19 protein-coding genes are annotated in these 21,615 nt (G+C 42.7%); 4 read left to right on the forward strand and 15 right to left on the reverse strand.

Annotated features, from left to right (window positions below; all coding sequences use genetic code 11):
- Positions 1 to 54 precede the first annotated feature (54 nt).
- From ACHUGF_RS14305 to ACHUGF_RS14320, 4 genes are all read right to left on the reverse strand, one after another.
- A complete protein-coding gene (locus ACHUGF_RS14305; RefSeq protein ID WP_394132220.1) occupies positions 55 to 768 on the reverse strand; it encodes a FadR/GntR family transcriptional regulator in 714 nt (237 codons plus the stop codon).
- Between the two features lie 495 nt (positions 769 to 1,263).
- Positions 1,264 to 2,091, reverse strand: a complete 828-nt coding sequence (locus ACHUGF_RS14310) for an oligogalacturonate-specific porin KdgM family protein (RefSeq protein WP_394132221.1) — start codon at positions 2,089 to 2,091, stop codon at positions 1,264 to 1,266.
- Positions 2,092 to 2,128: 37 nt separating this feature from the next.
- On the reverse strand, positions 2,129 to 3,724 hold the full coding sequence (locus ACHUGF_RS14315; protein ID WP_394132223.1) for a chondroitinase-B domain-containing protein: 1,596 nt from the start codon (positions 3,722 to 3,724) through the stop codon (positions 2,129 to 2,131).
- A gap of 48 nt (positions 3,725 to 3,772) precedes the next feature.
- Positions 3,773 to 5,338: a polysaccharide lyase 6 family protein gene (locus ACHUGF_RS14320; protein ID WP_394132225.1), complete on the reverse strand. Its 1,566-nt coding sequence runs from the start codon at positions 5,336 to 5,338 to the stop codon at positions 3,773 to 3,775.
- A gap of 287 nt (positions 5,339 to 5,625) precedes the next feature.
- On the opposite strand from ACHUGF_RS14320, the gene ACHUGF_RS14325 reads away from it, so the two are divergent.
- From ACHUGF_RS14325 to ACHUGF_RS14340, 4 genes are all read left to right on the forward strand, one after another.
- The gene (locus ACHUGF_RS14325; RefSeq protein ID WP_394132227.1) at positions 5,626 to 6,564 is read left to right on the forward strand and encodes a polysaccharide lyase family 7 protein; all 939 of its coding nucleotides are present in this window, start codon (positions 5,626 to 5,628) and stop codon (positions 6,562 to 6,564) included.
- Between the two features lie 368 nt (positions 6,565 to 6,932).
- Complete coding sequence (locus ACHUGF_RS14330) at positions 6,933 to 8,189, forward strand: alginate lyase family protein (protein ID WP_394132229.1); 1,257 nt, start codon at positions 6,933 to 6,935, stop codon at positions 8,187 to 8,189.
- Between the two features lie 71 nt (positions 8,190 to 8,260).
- Positions 8,261 to 9,349: a polysaccharide lyase family 7 protein gene (locus tag ACHUGF_RS14335; RefSeq protein ID WP_394132231.1), complete on the forward strand. Its 1,089-nt coding sequence runs from the start codon at positions 8,261 to 8,263 to the stop codon at positions 9,347 to 9,349.
- Positions 9,350 to 9,696: 347 nt separating this feature from the next.
- Positions 9,697 to 9,915 carry a hypothetical protein gene (locus ACHUGF_RS14340; RefSeq protein ID WP_394132232.1) on the forward strand — a complete coding sequence of 73 codons (219 nt, stop codon included), beginning with the start codon at positions 9,697 to 9,699 and terminating at the stop codon, positions 9,913 to 9,915.
- Between the two features lie 160 nt (positions 9,916 to 10,075).
- Here ACHUGF_RS14340 and ACHUGF_RS14345 read toward each other — a convergent pair whose 3' ends face one another.
- The 11 genes from ACHUGF_RS14345 to ACHUGF_RS14395 all read right to left on the reverse strand — a co-directional run bounded on the left by ACHUGF_RS14345 (position 10,076) and on the right by ACHUGF_RS14395 (position 21,605).
- Positions 10,076 to 11,851 carry a sodium:solute symporter family transporter gene (locus ACHUGF_RS14345; RefSeq protein ID WP_394132234.1) on the reverse strand — a complete coding sequence of 592 codons (1,776 nt, stop codon included), beginning with the start codon at positions 11,849 to 11,851 and terminating at the stop codon, positions 10,076 to 10,078.
- Positions 11,852 to 12,549: 698 nt separating this feature from the next.
- The gene (locus ACHUGF_RS14350) at positions 12,550 to 13,836 is read right to left on the reverse strand and encodes a winged helix-turn-helix domain-containing protein (RefSeq protein ID WP_394132236.1); all 1,287 of its coding nucleotides are present in this window, start codon (positions 13,834 to 13,836) and stop codon (positions 12,550 to 12,552) included.
- 193 nt (positions 13,837 to 14,029) lie between these two features.
- On the reverse strand, positions 14,030 to 14,881 hold the full coding sequence (locus tag ACHUGF_RS14355) for an ABC transporter permease (protein ID WP_394132237.1): 852 nt from the start codon (positions 14,879 to 14,881) through the stop codon (positions 14,030 to 14,032).
- A gap of 1 nt (position 14,882) precedes the next feature.
- Positions 14,883 to 15,860, reverse strand: coding sequence for an ABC transporter ATP-binding protein (locus ACHUGF_RS14360; protein WP_394132238.1), 978 nt, complete (start codon positions 15,858 to 15,860; stop codon positions 14,883 to 14,885).
- Between the two features lies 1 nt (position 15,861).
- Positions 15,862 to 17,187, reverse strand: coding sequence for a nitrous oxide reductase family maturation protein NosD (gene nosD / locus ACHUGF_RS14365; RefSeq protein WP_394132240.1), 1,326 nt, complete (start codon positions 17,185 to 17,187; stop codon positions 15,862 to 15,864).
- A gap of 82 nt (positions 17,188 to 17,269) precedes the next feature.
- On the reverse strand, positions 17,270 to 17,758 hold the full coding sequence (locus tag ACHUGF_RS14370; protein WP_394132242.1) for a nitrous oxide reductase accessory protein NosL: 489 nt from the start codon (positions 17,756 to 17,758) through the stop codon (positions 17,270 to 17,272).
- A 121-nt stretch (positions 17,759 to 17,879) separates the two neighbouring features.
- Positions 17,880 to 18,839 carry an NrfD/PsrC family molybdoenzyme membrane anchor subunit gene (gene nrfD, locus ACHUGF_RS14375; RefSeq protein WP_394132243.1) on the reverse strand — a complete coding sequence of 320 codons (960 nt, stop codon included), beginning with the start codon at positions 18,837 to 18,839 and terminating at the stop codon, positions 17,880 to 17,882.
- 2 nt (positions 18,840 to 18,841) lie between these two features.
- A complete protein-coding gene (locus tag ACHUGF_RS14380; protein ID WP_394132244.1) occupies positions 18,842 to 19,546 on the reverse strand; it encodes a 4Fe-4S dicluster domain-containing protein in 705 nt (234 codons plus the stop codon).
- Positions 19,547 to 19,617: 71 nt separating this feature from the next.
- Complete coding sequence (locus tag ACHUGF_RS14385; protein WP_394132245.1) at positions 19,618 to 20,298, reverse strand: tetratricopeptide repeat protein; 681 nt, start codon at positions 20,296 to 20,298, stop codon at positions 19,618 to 19,620.
- Positions 20,299 to 20,328: 30 nt separating this feature from the next.
- Positions 20,329 to 21,120, reverse strand: a complete 792-nt coding sequence (locus ACHUGF_RS14390; protein WP_394132246.1) for an FKBP-type peptidyl-prolyl cis-trans isomerase — start codon at positions 21,118 to 21,120, stop codon at positions 20,329 to 20,331.
- Positions 21,121 to 21,179: 59 nt separating this feature from the next.
- Positions 21,180 to 21,605, reverse strand: coding sequence for a rhodanese-like domain-containing protein (locus ACHUGF_RS14395; protein ID WP_394132247.1), 426 nt, complete (start codon positions 21,603 to 21,605; stop codon positions 21,180 to 21,182).
- Between the last annotated feature and the right edge of the window lie 10 nt (positions 21,606 to 21,615).

Consider the following 21,615-nt stretch of genomic DNA (forward strand, 5'->3'; position numbering starts at 1 on the left):
CTCATCAGGTTGGCTTATGGATTCTATGTGGGTTTCCCCTATAGATTGAGATACTTACTTAATGGCTTCTAACTCATGATCACTGGCAGTCAATAACTCCAAACTTGCCTGACGGGCTTTTTCGGCATTACCAGCCATGATGGCCTCATAGATATCTCTATGCTCTTCAATACATGTGGTACCACGCTTTGATGCATGGTGGAAAAAGCTTTTGAACATGGTTGAAAGTACATTGGCAAACGGTAAGAAGAAGCTATTACCGGTTGAGATGAAAATCAACTTGTGAAATTCGAGGTCAACATCAACCCATTCATCCTGATCAAAGCCTTTGGCAATACTGTCCATTTTTTGGAATAGCTCTGATAACATCATGCGCTGTTCTACCGAAGCATTACGGGCTGCAGCCGCACATGCTTCAGGCTCAATAGCCTTACGCAGCTCCAAGAACTCCACGTAAAGATACTCGGTCTTTTCCATGTCGATGAGCCAATCAAGCAATTGAGAATCAAGATAGTTCCAATATTCTTGAGTACGAACACGGGTACCCACTTTTGGTTTAGACTCGAGTAAACCTTTAGAGGTGAGCAACTTAATAGCCTCACGAAGTGCTGTGCGACTCACACCGAATTGAGTGCAAAGGTCCATTTCTCCTGGGATAATTTCCCCTTGAGGAAGCTCGCCTAAAATAATGCTGCGAGCCATTTCACATGCAACTTGCACATGTAAGCTGCGTTTCTCCCCGCCAATCGGCGTAAATTTTGTGCTCATACGGTGAATACCCAGTTAAGATTAACTTGTTAATTAATACAAAAGACCCTGTTTGCACAAAGTTTACACAGCCAAAGAGATGTAAATTCCTTGAGTTTGTAACCTACCTGATACCGAAATTTTGCAAAAACCGGCACTAGCTTGCGACTTAAATTCTGGTTTCTACCAGTATAAATACAAACGCTTTTATTTTTTACATCAATAAGTAAGCGCCTGCCAATCAGGTTAGCACGCTTTAGGTTAGCTTGTCTCTTGCTCTCATCTTTTTTAAAAGCATAAACCACTTTCCCGATGGTTTATGAGCTGGCATAGCTATTTATACCAGTAATAATATTTATGAACTTATAATAGCCCGAAAAATAGTTCAAAACCTACTTTCAGCTCACACTTATTCTCTATGGCGATACATTGTTTCTCATGCTGTTAAAAAAAAAGCGCTGCCAGCTTAACTCTATTGAGTGGCTAGACAGCACTTTTCGGTGAGGTTATATAAGCTTACCAGCTATATTTGTAGCCAATCTCAACTGCATTATCACGCTTACCGTACCAATCATAACCACCGTTATTGTCATACATGTGGCTATTCTTCAGCATCTCAGTTTTCACCTTGTACTTCGCATAAATGGTGTTTTTCTTAGCGTATGGGAAACGATAGTTCACGGCAAACTCATGCTCCCAACTGTGTTGCTTATTGTTGTTGTAGACGTGCTGCTCTTCGCCGTTGCTGTTTAGGTTAGAAGAGATTTTGCTGTAATGAATCAAGTTATACACAAAGCGGAAGTCACTCCAGCGGTAAGTTAACCACATGTCGTAACGCATCTCTTTGTTCTTGTCATCACGGTAGTAGCTATCTTCCGGATTATCTTTGATCGTTAAACGGTCAAGGTGTTGGCTATAGCGAGCGCGGAACTTCACTTGCCATTCACTATTGAATTTATAACCGTAGTAACCACCAAACCGAACACTGTTGGAGGTTTCTTTGGTTTGATAATCCAATACTGGACCAGCTTGATGCTCTCTATTATCACCCCAACGGAATTCATAGTCCGTTTTAAACGTTAGCTCATACTGTTCAGGGGCGAAACCTACTTCTGTTTCAGGCTTGCTGCGGTCATATTCCCACACCTGTTCAACACCGAACTTAAAGCCATTGCGCATACGGTGACCAAACTCCACTTTAGGTCGGTCGGTACGGCCATCAAGGGTTTTATGCTCCCATTTTATTGCAACACTACTTTTACCAGGGCGAAGGTAGTCATCATCACTGGCCACAGAGTTAAAACTTAACGCGCCTAATACGGCAACTGCTAGGTACTTTTTCATGTATTTATTCCTTGTTAATTCTTAAGTTGGTCAGTCATTATTCAGCTGATTCAGGGCCAACATCAGCTTCAGTGAGGATCACTAAGCCCGATGCACCTTTATCAGCGACATTGCCGCCAGCTGTTGCTAGGAATAATTTGCTACCTTCGGCAGATTCAGTTAACTCGGCTTCACCATTACCTAATAGGTCACGTTCGCCAGCTACTTCGTCGTAGTTACCATTAGAAGTCAGATCGGTTACTGCGAAAACGTTACCAGACCAAGTCGATTCGGTGCTGATAAGACAATCATCACGTACGCCTTTATCACTCGATGTCACACCATCAACACCATTGGCAACTAAGTTGTCATTTAAATGCACAACTGAATCATCAGTACAGGCTCCAGACTTACCAAAGATAAAGCCTTGCTTTGCACTCACAATAGTGTTGTTAGCTACCGTAGATGGCGCTTTATCTAAAGTGTCAATTTCTTTATCTAATACTGAAATCGCGCCAACTTCATTACCCGTTTTAGAGCGAGAGTGGTTGTACACATAGTTGTTAGTCACAGTGTGACCTTTAGAAATAATACGAATACCAGCTTCATACTTACCGCTATCATCACCCGCACCATCATTAATCATAATGTTGCTGTCAGCGGTGTTGTTTACACCGGCTTCAAGAGACACAAAACCGTTTGAGCTGATGAAAGTATTTTTCTCAATGGTATTGCCACTGGTACGCACATAGATCATACGGCGAGACGCATTCACGTCAGTGAATAGGTTTTCACTGATAGTAGTGTTTGTCACATAGTCAGTTTTAGATGAGCTTGAAGTACCTAAACGGATACCAAAAGCATCGTTAGTCCCACTGAAGGTGTTGCCCACAGCGAACTTATCGAAATGGTTATGGCTAATCACCACATCTTTATGCGAAGAACTCGTACCTTGCACTGTGATGATTGAGCCTTTTTCATTTGGCTTATTGGCAAATAGGTTATGGATGATTTGCGTACCTTCACCACGGACCATGATCCAATCAGTGTGGTCACCATCATGACCATTTGACGCTAGGTTTTCACCATCAATAGTCAATTGTGATAACACAACACCTGCTGGCTTACTTTCAACAGTATCGTATTCAGTACCCATAGAACTTGAGGTACCGACATTGATTAATGTTGTGACCGAGCTGTCTTTACACGTTGGTACGACATCTTGGAATGTGATGTTGTGAAGTTGCATGTTGTCATTAGAGATAACAATACAGGTATCGCCACCAGTAATGGTTGCAGCATCACCAAACTCTGAACCTTCCTGACCATCATAATCGGCATCACCACCAATTAAGATAACCGGTAATTCGTTATCTAATACTAGCGTGCCCATGTCAGCAAAGCTCACGGTATTGTCTAGCATGATAACCAGACTACCATCTTCATTTACGTCAGTTGTGTTATCGATAAAGCTTCTTAAATCAGCGATATCACCACTAAACACAGCATCTGGCTCAAGTTCACCTACTGGCGGCTCAGGCGGATCGACTGGCTCTTCTCCACCGCTACCGGGTTTATCATAAAAATCACATGCTGATAGCGTTGTTACAGCGAATACAGCACTAATAAATAATGATAATTTATTAAGTTTCATACAACGTCCTTAGTCTTTATTTTTATATATTTAAAAGTTAATTTTTGATTATTTTTGGATGGTATAGCTCGCACCTACATCCGCCATGGTTAATACTTTCAAGCCCTTTGCACCGACATTAAGGTCAACCGCTTCTAACAAACCATTCTCAGCAACTTTTAACTCTGGTTCTTGGGTGCTTACGCCGTTAAAGCTTGATAAGTCAACATTTTGAAGTTCACCAAAATAGACTTCGTTCTCATAAGTCGGGTTAACTAACTTGGCGACTTCATCATTGCCTTTTACAGCGAGTGTTTTCTTGATTGTGGCGTACGATAGGTTGTTACGGAACTGGGTGTCGACCGCTGCAAACACGGTAGAGACCTTGGTATTGTCATACAGGCTGACACGGTGTTTTTTGTCTGAATACAAGATGTTTTGGCGAGAGTTAATCACAGTGTTGTTTTCAACGATAACCTTGTTTGGTGTTGCCTGCTTGTTTAGACCTTTGCCTTTCACTTCAGTGCTGAGTCGTTCACCATTTTGTACATCTGTGATGCCTGTGTTGATGGCAATACCACCACGCACATTACCCGTACCCATTACCCGTTCAATGTAGTTATTACGAATGATTTGGCCTTCGTCATATAAGCGGATACCACCTGAATAGCGCTTACCGTTACCAATAATCACGTTGTCTTCGACAAGGTTATTCACACCGTGGCGAATCGAAATCATTGATGCACTATTGATCACCGTATTACCACGTAACACGTTTTCGCCTGACTTAAGAGAAACCAGCTCAGTCTCTCCATCACACTCGTAGAAAAGGTTTCCTTCAATGGTTGTTTTAGAAGGGAAAATTGAACTTTTTGAATCACCTACACGAATCGCTTCCCAGCTATTTGAGTTGTATCGAATCGCATCGCTAATTTCGAACTCTTCGTAGCGGTTATGCTTTTGGTCGTAAAATAGGTTGCCTTTAATAAGGTGATTATCGGCTGTCTCATCACCCTTGGCTTTTTGAATACCGATTAACGTGCCGCGTTTGTGTTTACCCTCAAAGGTATTGTTTAGCAGCTGGTTGTTCTTACCGTACAAAGACAACCACAAATATTTTGGATATTCATCTCGCTTACGATCAGGCTCGTAGGCGTATTTGTCGTTAAAGAAAAAGAAGGTTGAATTTTGTAGGGTATTGTTATTACCGCGGAAAGTAATGCCGCCCATTCGCTCAGCAGGACCACCCTCTGAGAACACAACACCATCAATCGTGATGTTATTACCCATTAAATTAAGCTGCACTAAACCCGTAAACCAAGTTTTACCCGGCTCTTTCGCTTTAATAACTACGTTATTAGCAGTAATGCTAAGTCTGCCAAGGTCAGCATATTTACCTGGCTCAATGATTAGCTCAGCACCGTCAGCCAAGTTTAACAGTTGATTTTTTAGCTGAGCACTGTCGACAGCTTTAATAGAGTTCGCTGCAATCACAGATTTATCGTGAGCAACCAAATTTTCAATGGATACTTTATTTACTTGCGTTCCTTCTGGCGCTTTAGCGTACTGATCTGTTGGCGCACATCCAGCCATTAAACCTAAAGTTACTAGTCCTGCAATCAAGCTAATCTTCATCAATCTGCCCTCTTATTTGTGTTATGTTATTTTTTAATTTTTGTAAGATTATATCTGTGATATGGCGCAACTTTTAATAAGCTTTTCTATTAATATTTTGTTTACACATGAAACAAAACGAAATAACCATATAAAAACAACAACTTAAAAAGCTGATAAATTTAACTCAAAATTTTGTGATTCCAATTTTTGATAAGGATCACATTTTAAATTTCATTAAACAAGCAAAAATTTGAATTTATATTGTATTATTTATTAACAATTTTATATACAAAAGTATGGTTAAGATGAGACGAGTTCAACGAAGAATACTTACCTGTGGATTAATCATAATATTGACAGCCTGCGGTGGCAGTTCTGGAGGGCAACCCCAAGAACCTGAACCTGGTGATGACGAATGCCAAACATGTGATTGGAATATTGAGCAGTGGAAATTAACTCTACCTGTTAGTCGCGATGACTTTTACGGCACTGGTGGTGATTCAGCAGCAGAGCTCATCCCAGCAGACTGCAGTGGAAAACAGCGTCTATCAAATGAAACAGAGTTAGACTACTTCTGGGTTGATCATCACGATGAGCGCATGTACTTCCAAGTCAACCTCGGCGATGAGGGTGCGACCACCACTAACTCTTCTTATGTACGGTCTGAGTTAAGAGAGCTATATAATTACCAAACGGAAAACCGCTGCAGTAGCAGTAACCAAAACTGGCAATTTGCCAATCAACACTCGCTTAGCGGTACGCTCAACATTGAGCAATACCCACAGATAAGTGGCATTGATCCGAAAGTGATTGTGGGTCAAATTCATGGCTATCAAATCAAACAAGCATTAATCAAACTGCAGTGGGATGGGCCAAACAAGCCTGTGAGAGCCATTTTCAATGACACATTCTTGCCGAATAACCAAAGCTGCGACCATTGCCAATCCTTTAGCGTTTCATTAGGGACAGTTGACGCCAATAACACTTGGTCTTATGACATAGTTGCCGATCAACAAGCCGTCACCATTAACACCCATATCAATGGTACAACCCAAAGCCAGCGCTTAGCGTGGGGCGAACCTGTATTGGCGAATGACGGCAATTACTACACGCTAGATCCAAGTTGGCTTCAAGAGCGTTATTACTTTAAAGCGGGGATTTACCCTCAAATAAAGCCAGATACCAGTTATCAAAATCAGATATTCACTGTGTACTTTGACCAAATAGCGATTAACCACGAATAACCATTAGCGACTAATAGCCATAAGCAACAAATTAAATAAGCATAAGTACCGCCGCTAACCCAGTGTTAGCGGCTATTAGAAAACAGGTTTTAATCTAGATCCCGTTTTGCAAACAAAACACTGCATGTATGACAAATTACCAAGTTGGTCAACAGTAACAACTTCATGAGAAGAGTCGATCTCGAATTCTCAACCAACAAAAAACCTTTAAAACCCTAACTTAACAAGGGATTATTACGATTCAATCCAATTTCATATGGCACAAGTCGACAAAGATCACGACAAGTATGTTGCTAGCGCACGCCCTTAATTGTATTATTTTATATAAATAATGAACAATAACGATACGCAAAATGAGGGATTAGACTGTGACAACATTGAAATTACGACCTCTTGCTTTCATCATAGGTGCACTCACCTTCTGTCAAACTAGCTTTGCGGCTGAGTTTGTATTTTTAGATGAGCAACAATTACAAAAAAATCGCACGCTCCTACATTCCGCTAAAGCCAGTTCAGGCATGCAGCAGGCCTATGAACGATTGCTTCAGGAAGCCGATACCGCCATGGCGCAGACACCATTTAGTGTTGCTCACAAAGGCATGACACCACCCAGTGGTAATAAGAATGACTACCTCAGTATTAGCCCTTACTGGTGGCCTGATGAAACCAAAGCTGATGGCTTACCTTGGATACGCCATGATGGCAAAACCAACCCTGCATCCAAAACAGAAGAAACTGACTCTCGCCGTATCGGCAACTTTACCCGTTCAACTCGTGCGTTAGCACTGGCCTACTATTTCAGCCAAGACGACAAATATGCCAAACAAGGTGTCGAATTTGTGCGTACTTGGTTTATTAATGAAGCCACCAAAATGAACCCTAATGTCAATTATGGTCAAGGTGTACCTGGTCGAGCAGAAGGCCGACGCGGCGGTATTATTGATACACGCACATTGGTAGATCGTATGCTCGATGCGATTGCGATTCTATCCAATTCACCTTATTGGACCGAACAAGATGAGCAAGCCATTAATCAATGGTACAGCGACTATTTAGACTGGTTAATTGTTGATGATTTATCTGGCGGACCAAAAGGCGAAGCACAAGCGGCTAACAACCATGGCACTTGGTATGACTTTCAAGTCGCAGGAATTTCCTACTTCCTAGGTAACGAGATCCTTACCAAGCAAATGGTGCAAAAAGGCAAAGTGCGTGTTGATACTCAATTTGAAGCCGATGGTTCTCAACCCCATGAAATTGAGCGCACCCGCGCTTACCACTACCATTACTTTAGTTTAGTTCCGCTTGTAGGTATTGCTGAGCTAGGTGAAAAAGTGGGTGTAGATTTGTGGCATTATCAAAGCCCAAAGGGCGGCTCATTGACCCAAGGTATTCAGTTGATGGCGCAATATCATGATCCTCAAATCAAATGGCCTTACTCACAAAAAGACAAGCGTCGCCGAGTAGAACGCATGACCAGCATGTATTTAAAAGCCGGTGATGCGCTGAACAAACCTGAGTGGACGTCTTTAGCTGTAGAGACCGACTTTAGCCAGTTCACCGTAGAAAAGAACCTCGCAGAAGTATGGGAACAGCGCGACATTGAATTGCTATACCGTCAGTAATCATAACGAATACTCAATATCAGGTTGAGTACTCAGCCTGATACTTCACCTTATTGCAAACAGGAGACACTATGTCACACCGTTTATTCACGTTAAGCACTGCATCAAAACTGATGATGAGCCTTGTTTGTCTGGCCACCAGCTCTGCGGTGATAGCCAATAGCGATACCTTAGCAAAGCAGCAGCAAGCCTATAAAGAATCACTTATGAGTCAACTCGACCCTAGCGCGGCCCCTGCACGTAATTTTGATTTGTCCTATTGGAAAATCACACTTCCTCTACCAGATCACAAACCTTCTCGCCAAGGTAGAGTCATGGAAATCATGGCCGATGAACTCAATGACCCGATTCGTCCTTACACCAATCATTTTTGGTTTTATACCGACCCTAAAACAGGGGCGATGGTCATGGCGTCACCGAATACCGCACCCACCACCCAAAACAGCGCCAATGCTCGCTCTGAATTAAGAGCCTTGATTGATAAGGATGACCCTTCAACAAAGTTTGGTGATCCTAAAAACAACTTTGTCATAGATGCACACCCACAAAAACAGCAATATGGCGCCGTAGGTGGCAAACTAGCTGCAACCTTATCAGTTGACTGGGTCAGCACCAGCGGTGACGACAGTAAATTCCCTTCTCACTCAGTTGTTGTCGGGCAAATTCATGGTTCGAGTAAAGTTGAGCCATTAAAAATCTATTACCGTAAGTTACCTAACCATGAACATGGGTCATTGTTTTGGAACTATGAAATCTTCCCTGAAGATATTGATCAGCGTTATGACATTCCCATTGCTATTTGGGGCGCGCCCACTTTAACTAGGCAAGATGCAGACCCTGTTGAAGGTATCAAACTCGGTGAGCTTTTTAGCTATGACGTTGATGTATCAGGCAACATCATGACCCTAACTTTTGTTAAGAACCCAGGCACTGACGCAGCAGAGGTTAAAACCTTTAAAACCGACCTCAGCCAGCCCTACCCAGATCAACCACTTGACCAAGGTTACGCCAACGATTGGATGTACTTTAAAGCTGGGGCATACAACCAATGTAACCAAGGCACTAGCCACCCAACTTGGGGCACGGGTTGTACTAACAATGGCGTAGAAGCAGGTGACTACACCCAAACCAGCTTTTACCAGCTAGAGATTAGCCACTAAATCTGACTAACAAGTTTCTCATCGCACCATGCCAAAGCCGACTACAAAGTCGGCTTTTTATTTTGCCACTCCCAGCTTCACACCATCAACTTTCTATTCAAACCATAAGTTTGATACTAACAACACAATAAGCTCTTGTAAGCGTCGGCAAAATGACCTCTATAACACTAGTTTACATTTCTACATATGAACTCAAAGGCAACCTGTGCTCAACAAACTAACTGCTATGCTTACTTTAAAGCATGCATTACAGCAGGTTTAAGCCTGCGACTGAGCCTAATAACCATTACTTGAACCAGCCTAGCTGCTAAAGATATGGGAAAGCGTCAATAAAGGATAAATTCACGATGAAGCATCATGATAACCAAGATACACTCAGCCGATTTGAAGCCATGGACAGAGCCTTTATCCAGCTGTCTCATTTGGAGTCGGCATTAGGTCAACACCCGGTTATTACCTCCGATCCAAAAGCAAAACAACTCTACGATAACGCGCTGGAAAGTTTAGCGGTGTTATATCAGCGTTTGAGCGTACTTAACAATGAGCAACAACCTGAAGATGATTAGCAGGTCATTGATTAATAGATAGGTTGACCATTGAAGACGCTACGACTTCAACCAGCCACAAGACAAAGCCACAACAACGCCGCACATAAAAAAAGCCACTTGCAAGAACAAGTGGCTTTTAACCGCGTTTAGTTGTTAACGGTTATTCTTTCACAGTGTGTTAATTCGTTGGTTCGACTTCTAATGCATCGTCATCCACCTTGTCATCCACTGCCTTAATCAGCAATAGACCCACAGATAATACGATGGTGCCACACAGTACGAAGATGAGTCGGCCAGTCAATGGGTTCGGCAAGAAGAACATGGCTGTAATCGCGATACCTGCCACTGAAATCAGACTACCTAACATCTTACGTTGCTTGTTATCTAACTTCTTCTGTTCATCACACTCAGACACGAGTGGCGTTGCTAAGTTATCAAAGAACTTATCAACATCCTTTTGGCGCTCATCTGTCAATGGTTTGTAGAATAAGGTTGAGGCGCAGAAGAAGCCTGCTGTAAACACTAAGTGTCCAATCAAACCAATCGCCACTTTAGCCTCTGACCATTCACGCGCTGTCAGTTCGTTGTCTAGGCTGAATGCAGATTGAATGATTTCGGGTGTGATAACAAAGCCAACCACGAATGATACAAAACCACCGACAACCAAGGTTCCCCATGCTGCCCAGTCAGGTGTTTTCTTAATAAAGAAGCCACAGAATGCTGGAATCGTCATTGGGAAGCCAATCAAGGCACCCACATACATCATAGTATCGAACAGACTTAGGCCTTTAAGTGAGTTGATAAACAACGCCACTAAGATAATCGCGATTCCAAAGAAGGTTGAGGTTAACTTAGATACTAGTACCAACTCTTTCTCATTGGCTGTCGGTCTGACAATCGGTTCGTAGAAGTTTTTAACAAAGATACCTGAGTTTTTGTTTAAACCTGAATCCATTGAAGACATAGTGGCAGCAAACATAGCAGCAATCAGCAGTCCCACCATACCAGCAGGCATGTAAGTCTCAACGAAATATAGGTATGCAAAGTCTCCAGACTTATTACCTGCATCTGGGTACGCTAGCGCTAAATCAACACCTTGTCCTGCGATAAACCAGCTAGGCATGAACCAAATCACCGGGCCAATCGTCATCAGTACACAAGCCAAAAGTGCGGCTTTACGTGCGTTTTTAGAGTCTTTAGCAGCAAGGTAACGGTAAGAGTTCAACATATTATTGGTAATACTGAACTGCTTTAAGAAGATAAATACGCCCCACAGTGCAAAGATACTTAAGTAGTTGAGGTCACTACCAACAATGAATGATTCTGTTGGGAAGTTTTCAATAATGTTGCTAACACCGCCGCCATGAATAATCGCTGCAACGGCACAGGTGACCGTCACAGCCATAATCACCAACATCTGTAAGAAATCAGACGCGATAACGGCCCATGAACCACCAGTCACCGACATCACCAATACCACTAAACCCGTTAGGATAATGGTTGTCGTCATATCAAAGCCAAAAATGCCTGATGCAATAATTGCCAGACCATTTAGCCAAATACCTGCAGTAATCACACTGTTTGGCATACCTGTCCAAGTGAAAACTTGTTCGTTGGCTTTACCAAAACGCATCCGAATTGCTTCAATAACTGTCACGACACGTAATTGTCTAAATTTGGGTGCAAAGTAGAGGTAATTCATTAAATAGCCAAAGGCATTGGCTAAGAACAAAATGGCAACGGCAAAACCGTCGGTATAGGCTTTACCAGCAGCACCGGTAAAGGTCCAAGCACTGAATTGGGTCATAAATGCTGTCGCACCCACCATCCACCACAACATGTTCCCGCCCCCGCGGAAGTAGTCACTGGTGTTTGTGGTGAACGATCTGAACATCCAACCAATACCAATCAGGAATAAAAAGTATACCCCTACGACAATCGTGTTTAGTTCCATTGTTCAACCTTAATCTTATACGCTTTAGTCGACTATAATCTAAAAGCCTCTTTTAATTGTACTACAATATAGCAAATGTGTGATCGAACGCATAACACTATTTTCATTAGAGCGTTATCAATCAAATTGAAACTGTGTTCTAAAATAAAGACACTCTAAAGAAAACAAAAATAAACTTTAAAAAACAACACCATAAATAACACCTCACACCTATAACTGTTTAGTTTAATATAGTGTTTTTAAATATAAGATAAAGATAAATGAGGCTAAAATTGAATAAGCGAAATCAACAAACCACCTTAATTGTAGTATTATTTAATAAAAATGATCTGTTTTTGACAAATCAAACTCTTGGGTGCCGTAAAATGGCTTTCATTGACAGCTAATAATTTACTTAAGCAAAACATCACAGCACCTCCATCACCTGAGAGCTTAACGAAAGCAACCTATATATCATGCTCACCTGATAACAGCGCTTTATCAAAGCCACCGATAACGGGTTTCAGCAAATTAAAGGCGAGAATTTATTAGGATACAAGCGGTGTACTAAATCTTTACGACAGTAAAGTACTTTCAGCACAGAAATAGCAACAATCATGTTTGAACGTTACTGGGCTGGTTGATGTGGCAGAAGAGGCCAAGCAAAGCGCTGGCTTATTGAAGGTGTTGCTAAGATAGAGTTGAGAACAATGAGAGTATTAAAGCAATACTCTCTCATACTTAGTCCACAATACAATATTTTCAATCAGCGGTATAACCCATACCGCGCTATGATCATCTTTACTGAGGCGATAAAAGAATAATTCATCATCTTGAATATTGTGCTTACGAATTTCGCGATAAAAGTACATGGCTGAGTCACTCACATTCTCAGGCCGAATGAGGTTCTTTTGTGCCAATTTAACGTGAAATGCTTCAACTTGAATATCGCCTATTTTCTGACGATATTGTTCAAACTCACCACGAACTTTGTACTTAATAGGCGTGGTTAAACAGTCTTGATCCGTCAAACAAGCTGAAAAATAAAACTTCCCTTGTACGGGCTTTTCATAAATCAGCGAGATACCTATATCAGCACGTACCAGAAGTTGATCAGCGACAGGAAAATAGATATCACCATGATAATGGTGCTCTTCAATTTCACTGTTAGGCAAGCCATGGGCAGGGATTAGCTCACGGTTGTATCGAATACGGTTCTCCATAACCTGCCTTAACGCATCAAACTCGTGCATATCTAGCTTGGCTGGCCTTTTATTATCTATCATTGCCAAATTAACCAGATTCTTTCCTTTGCAATCCTCGTTTTCGGCATTGATACAAACCGCCATTGAATAGAGCTGATTATCAGCCATGGCATAGCCGGAAAAATCAGTCACGTTTGATAACGCCTGACCACTTGGCAAGATATGCTGTTGCCACATTGACGCTTGTAAGGATGTTTCAGACTGATGCTGGATCAACGTCAAACTGTCCGTTAAACCTTCAACGGTTATATCAATATTACTGTTTGAGTCGAATTGCGCGGTATGCCGTATCACTTTATGCAAATCACTGACATACCAATAATAACCAAGCACCGCGAGAGCCAATAACAGCCCCAGCGTTTTGACCATCAAGGACACATTCCATAATGCAGACTTAATTGAATCAGCATCATTCACTGCAAGCATAGTGACATGGGAGGTGTTAGATATATTGAGCTGATAGCCGCGTCGAGCCAGGGTTTTTAATTGGATTTCAGAATAAGGCTCAAGCTTTTTACGTAATGTGCTAACACACTGAGTGAGTGAGGTTGGTGCAACCACCCTATCTGGCCAACCTGCGGCTAAAAGCTCCTCTTTAGTAAAAACCTGATCGGGTGCGGCCACAAGGCAGGCAAACACCTCTGCTTCAGAGTAGGTCAACTCTACAGTGAGGTTATGCTTTTTATCGGTCAACACCTTGGCTTCATGGTCAAACTCAAGGTAAGGGGTTACTTTTATCACTAAATTTCAAGCAATTATTAGATTCTATTCAACATACTAGAGCACCAACTTTAAAATTTTTGTGACAATTTTCTCAAACCGTACGCCTCAACGCTAACGTAATAACCACATCGTGATGAGAGTCACATGTCGCTTTTAGTTTCTGCATTTGGCTTTAATGATTAACTCACATGTCGCTTTCTCTCAATAGCGCTTAGCCCACAACATGATGGTTAATGCGTTTATCAAGCAATAAGATCAGCAACATTGGCCAAGCACAGGCAATTAGCATCATTAATTCAACAGGCCAAGACAGCAATGAAATGCCATGGAAAGCGCCGATGCCTTGCTCTACAAACATCAGATTAATCGCGCGAAAAACATCTGTTGGGTTGATCAGCACTAATACATTCACCAAAAACTGTATATTTTCCCCTAAGTCAGCCACCAGCAGAGTAAGAAGCAACAAGTCAAACAACATCACAAACACAAACCACAGTGATAATAAGGCTGCGATAACTCGTGCTTTTTCAGCAAACATCAAACTAGCAAAGTAACTAAACAATACGTAAGTGATTGCCAAGGTAGCACTGGAAAAAATCAATCCTCCAAAAGCAATAACCGTGGCTTGAAATTGATAACTGTCGGTAAATAGCATTAATAGGCTGGCGCATGTACCAAAACTAAAACTGATGGCCGCCACTAACAAACCGGCATGTGTCAGCAATTTACCAAACAGAATATCGATACGTTCAATCGGCAAACTCATTAATAGCAACATGGTGCCAGACTCTTGCTCACCAACAAAAGCATCGTAGCTAAGCATAATAGCGGCCAATGGAATAACAAAAACTGCCAACGTTGATAGGCTGGTAATCACACTATTTAACGGCGGAATAGCCACACTACCGGTGACCACACTGCCGGTGAATGACACACTTAATGTCATTAAGCTAAATAGCCCAAATATCACGATTAGCCAGCGGTTACGGATACTGTCCTTCAGCTCTTTTTCAGCAATAATGCCAATAGCCTGTAGTCTGGACGGTGTTTGCAGTAATTCCATCTTAGGCTCCTAATACTTGTGCTTTGGCTTGCTCAATTAAACTTAAGCCCTCTGTGGCATGGGTTTGCATAGCGGCAATTTTTTTATGATAAATGTCAGTGAGGCTGGGGGAGGTAATCGTAAAATCAAACAACTGACATTCTTGTGTCAGGTATAGCACCACTAAGCTTCGTTGTACTGCACTGCACTTCAACATGCCCGACTGATAAAATGTCGCCAAATAAGGATGTTGCTCTACCAAACTGGGAATGGCTGAAGATCGAATCGTAACAGGTAGGTTCTCCGTTTGAATCAAACTTTCAATGTCACCAAACGCAAGGCAGCGACCTTGACCCATCATCATTAACACATCCAAATGCGGCTCGACTAAGTTCAATTCGTGGGTACAAACAATCACACTGCAGCCGTTATCAGTCAGTTGATTGACCTTGGAATACAAAAACTGCGACGCTTGTGGGTCCAAGCCAACTGTAGGTTCATCAAGTAGCAGTAACTGCGGCTTGGCAAGAATTGCTTGAGCAAAACCAAGACGCTGCTTCATGCCTTTTGAATAGCCTTTTATGGCTTTATCTTTAGCATGTCCCAATCCAAATGCCTCAATAGCATCCGCCACTTCAGCAGGGTTAACGCCCTTTAATTTAGCAAAAAAGCGCAGTACCTCTTCACCGGTCATGTTGTCATAAAAACTGATATTTTCAGGTAAATAACCAATGTTGGCCGACTGTCGACCGTGAACAACAGACTGCCCTAATACTTGCACATCACCCGATGTCGGCTTGCTTAATCCCAACATGATTTTGATTAACGTCGACTTTCCAGCCCCATTATGACCAAGTAACGCCAGGGTTTGCCCCGCAGCCAGTGATAAATCGATATTTTTTAGGGTTTGTAATTCACCATATTGGTGGCACAAATTCTGAATATGGACGGTGTTGTTAACGGGACGATTAAGCGTATTAGTGACTGTGTTGATGCTCATATTATTCACTACCTAGTAAGGGTGGGTTGATCAATGGAAAGCTATCAATCACCCCACTACTTTGATGTTGCTGAAACTGGCTATCTATCCATTTAAGTAATGCCACCACTGGGCTACCCATTAAAAAACTGGCTTCTGGATAAATCCAAAACACTCGGTCTAAACGATCGTTGGCGACGTATCTACTCTGACCAATACCGTCACCATTCACATCCCAGCCTTGGTAATCACTCCAATAATTACCTGATTGTTCATTGCTCCACTCAACTGATGTATCGCCTACATATTTCACCTGAGTTTGATTGGCGATAAATTGATTGCCATACACCTGATTGTTTTCGCCACCTAATGCCATCACGATGCCGACTTCGTTATGGCCAATGTAATTATTTACCACTTGGTTATGCTGCGCACCGTAGATAAACACACCTTTTGCTTGAGTAAATAAATCACTGTTTGCCGCGCTTAGGGCGTTAAGCTGTGACGGATAGGTTTGGTAAATGTGATTAGCGCGAATCACGGCGCGGTTGGTCATATTGAGCAGCACACCAAACTCAGTGGCTTGAGCGACATGATTGGCCACCAGCTCAATATCATTTGAATTCATTAAGGCATAACCACCTTGTACCTGCTTAGCATGATTGGCTTTCGCACGATCTTCTTGGGTATACATGTAGTGGATGCCGTACTGCATAGAGACAAACTGATTACGGTCGACTTGACTACCACTACCAGACTCCAAATACACGCCATCTCTAACATGACGAATTTGATTCTCTGTCACGATAGGGTTTTCAACGCGTAGTAAGTGCACGCCATCGCCTCTATCCAGCATGAATACGTTGCCATCACCCGTAATATGATTGTTGTGAACCACGATATCTCGGGTTTTCTCAGCGTAAATACCAAAGCCAGAACCTTGCAGCTGGTTATACTTAATCACCACTTGCTCAGCATCTGGTTTCACGTTAATGGCCGCATTTTGCTGATATAAATCATTGCCCCAACTCTGAATACGCAAACCACATAGGCTGACATGACTGGCTGTTATTGTGATTGCACTACCTTTAGAGTGCGCATCCAGCATGGCGTGTTCGCCCACTAAATGCATTGACTTATCAATGATAAACTCGCCTTGATACACGCCTTCTTGCAACAAAATGAGGCTGCCTGCGTCGGCATATTTGAGCGCATGCTGTAATGCTTTAGTTGAACTAACTTTCACGTCTGCTTCGCGTTGCTGACATTCATTGGCGAGCACAACACACGGCAATAAGATTGCAAGTGCAATGCTCTTAGCTATGGATTGTGTTCGCTTATAAGTCATTAATGGTTCTCGCTTATCTCTTGTAACTTAAGCTTTATAGCTTGCTTAGATACTTATACTGGGCGCCGATTGTTTTTTATCTTTAGTGACTGCTGAGTAATTCAAGGGTGATTTGGTCAAACTTCAGTACTGCACCACCATATTCTTGGGCAAACTCGGTTGCCGCCTCTTTGGTAGCAAAGGACGCGACGGCGCTGCCCATGACAGCTTTGCGACTGGTGCCATACACATACCAAGCCGATGTAGCATTAATTAAGTGTTCATCATTGGGCGTTTGCCAATCTGTACTGCCAATATCATGCACAAACATGCCTGCTATTTGGCGTTGATTTTCAGGCTGTAAGGCAAAATTAAACATATCTCGGGTAGAACAAAACTTTGGTGACGCTTCAGCGTTTTTTAAAGCGATTTCACCTTTAGGCCCTGGGTACTTGGTGATCATCATGCCGCACATATGGCAACGGTCATGATCGTGAATACCTTCAGGGTGTATATGTTCTGCCGAGGTTTCAGGACTATTGCACGCTGATACCATTAAGCCTAATAGCAAGCTTACAAGTAATTTCTTCATTTATAGATTCGCCTATCTACTGTGATGAGTGATATCCACTCGATAGAAATAGCCATTGCTGCCAACACCCGACTGGAATAAGGCGAAGGCAACAACGCTATGGATTGCTATACCGTCCTAGTTAGATAGCAAAAGTTTGTCCTGCATATAGAATAAACATACGTAGGCACATCATGCCGCCTACTGCACATAAACCGGATAAGTAGAACGCACGTGCTGAGTGACTAAATTGCTTACCTGTTGCAAAGTTCAGCAGCAATGGACCACCAAAACCAAGACCCACAACACCAAACCAGAACACCAATGCCCACACGCCTTCATGGAATGCTGCAAACGCACTTTGTGCACCTGCATTTCCCGTAGCGAGTGACATGATGATCATGAACAGGAATAGTGCTTCAGCAAACATAATTGGCCATTCTGCACCATGCAGAATTTTCATATCTTGGCTGTGCAAGTCTTCTTTAAACAGGCTAACAGCTAACATTTTTGCCGCTGCTGCACCTGCCGATAACCCCGACGCCACAAATAATGCTGGTAACACTGAGGTGTTAATGATCGGGAAGCGCACAAGCGCTGAAATCAGGAAGCCTGTATATGCACATACTGCCAATGCAAGTGTCAGCACCGCGTATTCACATGGACGACGAATACCACGCAACTTGTCAATCACAGGGATTAGCAGCTTTAGAATCGGGAACTTAACCGCAAACTGCTTAATTTCCTCTTCTAAGGCAAATAACGCCATCACCATAGTTAACGGGATATAAGCACACAGTGCGATTACCCCCACAGACATCACGGAATTTAGGTTGTAATAAACCAGTATTCGCCAGAAAAATAGTGGGTTGGTCAAATCAAGCACCAGGCATAACATCCCCAATGCAATCGTGACAAACGACACTAACGACGCCGCTTTCAAGAAAGGTGTGTTAGTTGTTTGTTGTTTATAAAAACGAATAAACAAGGCAACCGCTAATGCACCGCCAGAAATACCGGCAAAGAACAAGTACACGGCAATCGGCCAAGGCCACGCGACCCCTTCAGATAACCCCATTGAAAAATCTAATGCTCCGTCCATTGTTATACTCCCTGTTTAACGATTGGGATGTAACGCAAGCTGGGTTGCGTGCCGAAGTGCGCTTTGATCCTGACCGAGTCTTTTACAGCTAATAACCTGCTGACATAAGATGTTGGGTCGCTGATATCACCAAAGATCAAGGCATCATAGCGACAGGATTGCACACACGCTGGTAACTCACCCTTAGACAATTTACTGTCTAAGCAGAAGTCACAGTTGTCTGCCACATCAGTTTCTTCATTAATAAAACGTGCATTGTATGGACATGCCGCAATACAGTATTTACAGCCTGCACACTTGTCTTTATCCATGGTAACAATGCCGGTCTTCTCATCACGATGAGCAGCACCTGTTGGACAAACCGTTGCGCAAGGTGCGTTCTTACATTGCTGACAAGACACACGTACATATTTACGTTCGCATTCACAGCTGGTTTTACCGCAATGAGGGCAAACCTTTCCTTCAACACCACCGTTTTGCTGCTCTAGCAACATACGCGTTTGGCCCTCAGGTAAGTTATTGGCTTCATTACAGGCCAGCTTACAATCTCCACAACCAACGCATTTATTTTGGTCAAACACCATAGCGTAATGCGGTTGGCTGCCATCAGTTTCCTCTTTGACTGAGCTACACCCCAAAGGGGCAACAATCAAAGAGCCAGCACCTAAGAATTTTAGGAACCTTCGTCTCTCTAAATTTTCACTCACAGCATCCTCCATCTGTCAGTAATACTGACTTTTTGTAACCTTGTTGGTGACTTCTACTCAGATGTCGTCACTTATTGGTTAGCGATAGCTTGCTCAGCTTTTTCAATCGCGTTGTATATTGATGTTTGATTAACGCTGGGATTTTTGCTGTCCAATAACTGCTGCCAATGGACGATGGCTTTATGAAAATCCTTATTCAAAAAGGCATCGGTCGCGATCAGTAACAGGGATTGAACCTCATTTGGATCGAGAGCAAGCGCCTGGGATAAGGTCAAAGTGACCTCCATGCTCATGTCTCGACCATCACGGTAATAGAGCGCATTAGCTTTCATTCCTAACACCTCTGCGTCTTGCTCTATTGCCAGTAATTTGTTTAATGTTTCCACCGATTCGTTATATTTACCGCCTTCGGCATAGGCATGAGCGAGGTTTAATAGCGCCACCTTATTTAATGGAGATTCGCTCACTTCGCGGGCATTCCTGTTGATGTCCGCGGCAATTAAGTAGTCAATGTTTTCGTCGATAAAGCCGTCATTCCACGTGTTTAAGTGGCCAATCTGACTGTAAATAAAGAAAGGAACGAGTAGCAATACCAAGGTAATAAGACTGGTGAACTGTTTGCCCGATGTTGTGGTGAGGGTAAGGAAGCGATTTCCTTCAACATCGGCAGAATCAGCTCTCGCAGCAACGGTCCAAAGGGGCGCGATAAAGCACAGAAGTGTCATCACAATTGCTAAAGTCAGTACATTCATACCTAATTCCTACTCGTTCCAGTGAAGCGATTACTTATGGTAAGAACCCATCATGCCGTCCATACCCATTCCAGATAGCCCCATGCCATGGGCGTTTTCACCTGGCGCTTCCACTTTGACTAATTCAACCTCAAAAATGAGCGTTGAATTTGGGGGAATAATACCTACTTGCCTTTCTCCATAAGCAAGCTCAGCAGGAATAGTTAAACGATACCTGGAGCCTTCTGGCATTAGAGCAATGCCTTCTTTCCAACCATCAATCACGGTCAATAAAGGGAAACGATTAGGTTCATCACGCTCGAATGAGTCATCAAATACCGTGCCGTCGATTAACTGGCCTTTGTAGTGAACGGTCACTACGTCAGACTCAAGCGGTGTTTTACCATCGCCCTTGCTCAGAACTTCATACTGCAAGCCAGAGTCCGTTTGTTTTACGCCTGACTTACTTTGATTATTCGCTAAGAAGGCTTGGCCTTTTTCGAGGTTTTCTGCAGCGATTGCTGCAACACGAGCATCATTGGCAGCATTGAGCATTTCTGCACGGGTATTAAGGTGGGTCAGGATATCTTCATCTGACATTCTTGTTTGGTCTTTCAACGCATCAATTACACCGGTAACAACGGTATCGATTTCCACATCTAGACCCAATTCCACTTGACTATAAACACGACTAGAAATGTATTTACCCACCGACGCGCCAAGTGCATAAGAGGCATTTTCCACCTCTTGTGGTGCTTTTTCTTGTGCACTGGCCATAAAAGAAGCGCCGCATAATACAGCGATACAAGTCATAGAAAATGTGTGTTTTATCATTGATTTCATGTTAATTCTCTCTATCTAATTGCTCTCAATTCGGGATTTTAAATTTATTATTTTTGTTATTAAGGCTTTTCAATGGGGCGATTTGCTAGGCGCCATCCATAAATACCATCGTGCATCCGCATGACATTGGTGTAGCCCAACTTCAAGGCTTCATGTGCTGCGATTTCACTGGCGTTACATAAGCGGTTGGCGCAATAAAACACCATTTGAGTGGCTTTATCTTCGGGTAATAAGTCTTTCCAGTTACTGACGTTTATGAAAGTGGCGCCAGGGATATAACCTTCACCCCATAACTCCAATGTATTGACATCAAAGAACTTAACTTTTGGATCTTTTAGTAGCATGGCAGCCTGACCAATACTGATGTTCATCAGGTCATGCTCATATCGATGGGCGGGTTGCATGTCGCCACCACCACCTGCTGAACACATAAAAGCGCTGGTTGCGAGTACGCTGGCGAGAATGAGTTTGCAGATATTCTTCATGTTTTTTCCT

The organism is Shewanella maritima (assembly GCF_043643735.1).
Classification (GTDB): Bacteria; Pseudomonadota; Gammaproteobacteria; order Enterobacterales; family Shewanellaceae; genus Shewanella; species Shewanella maritima_A.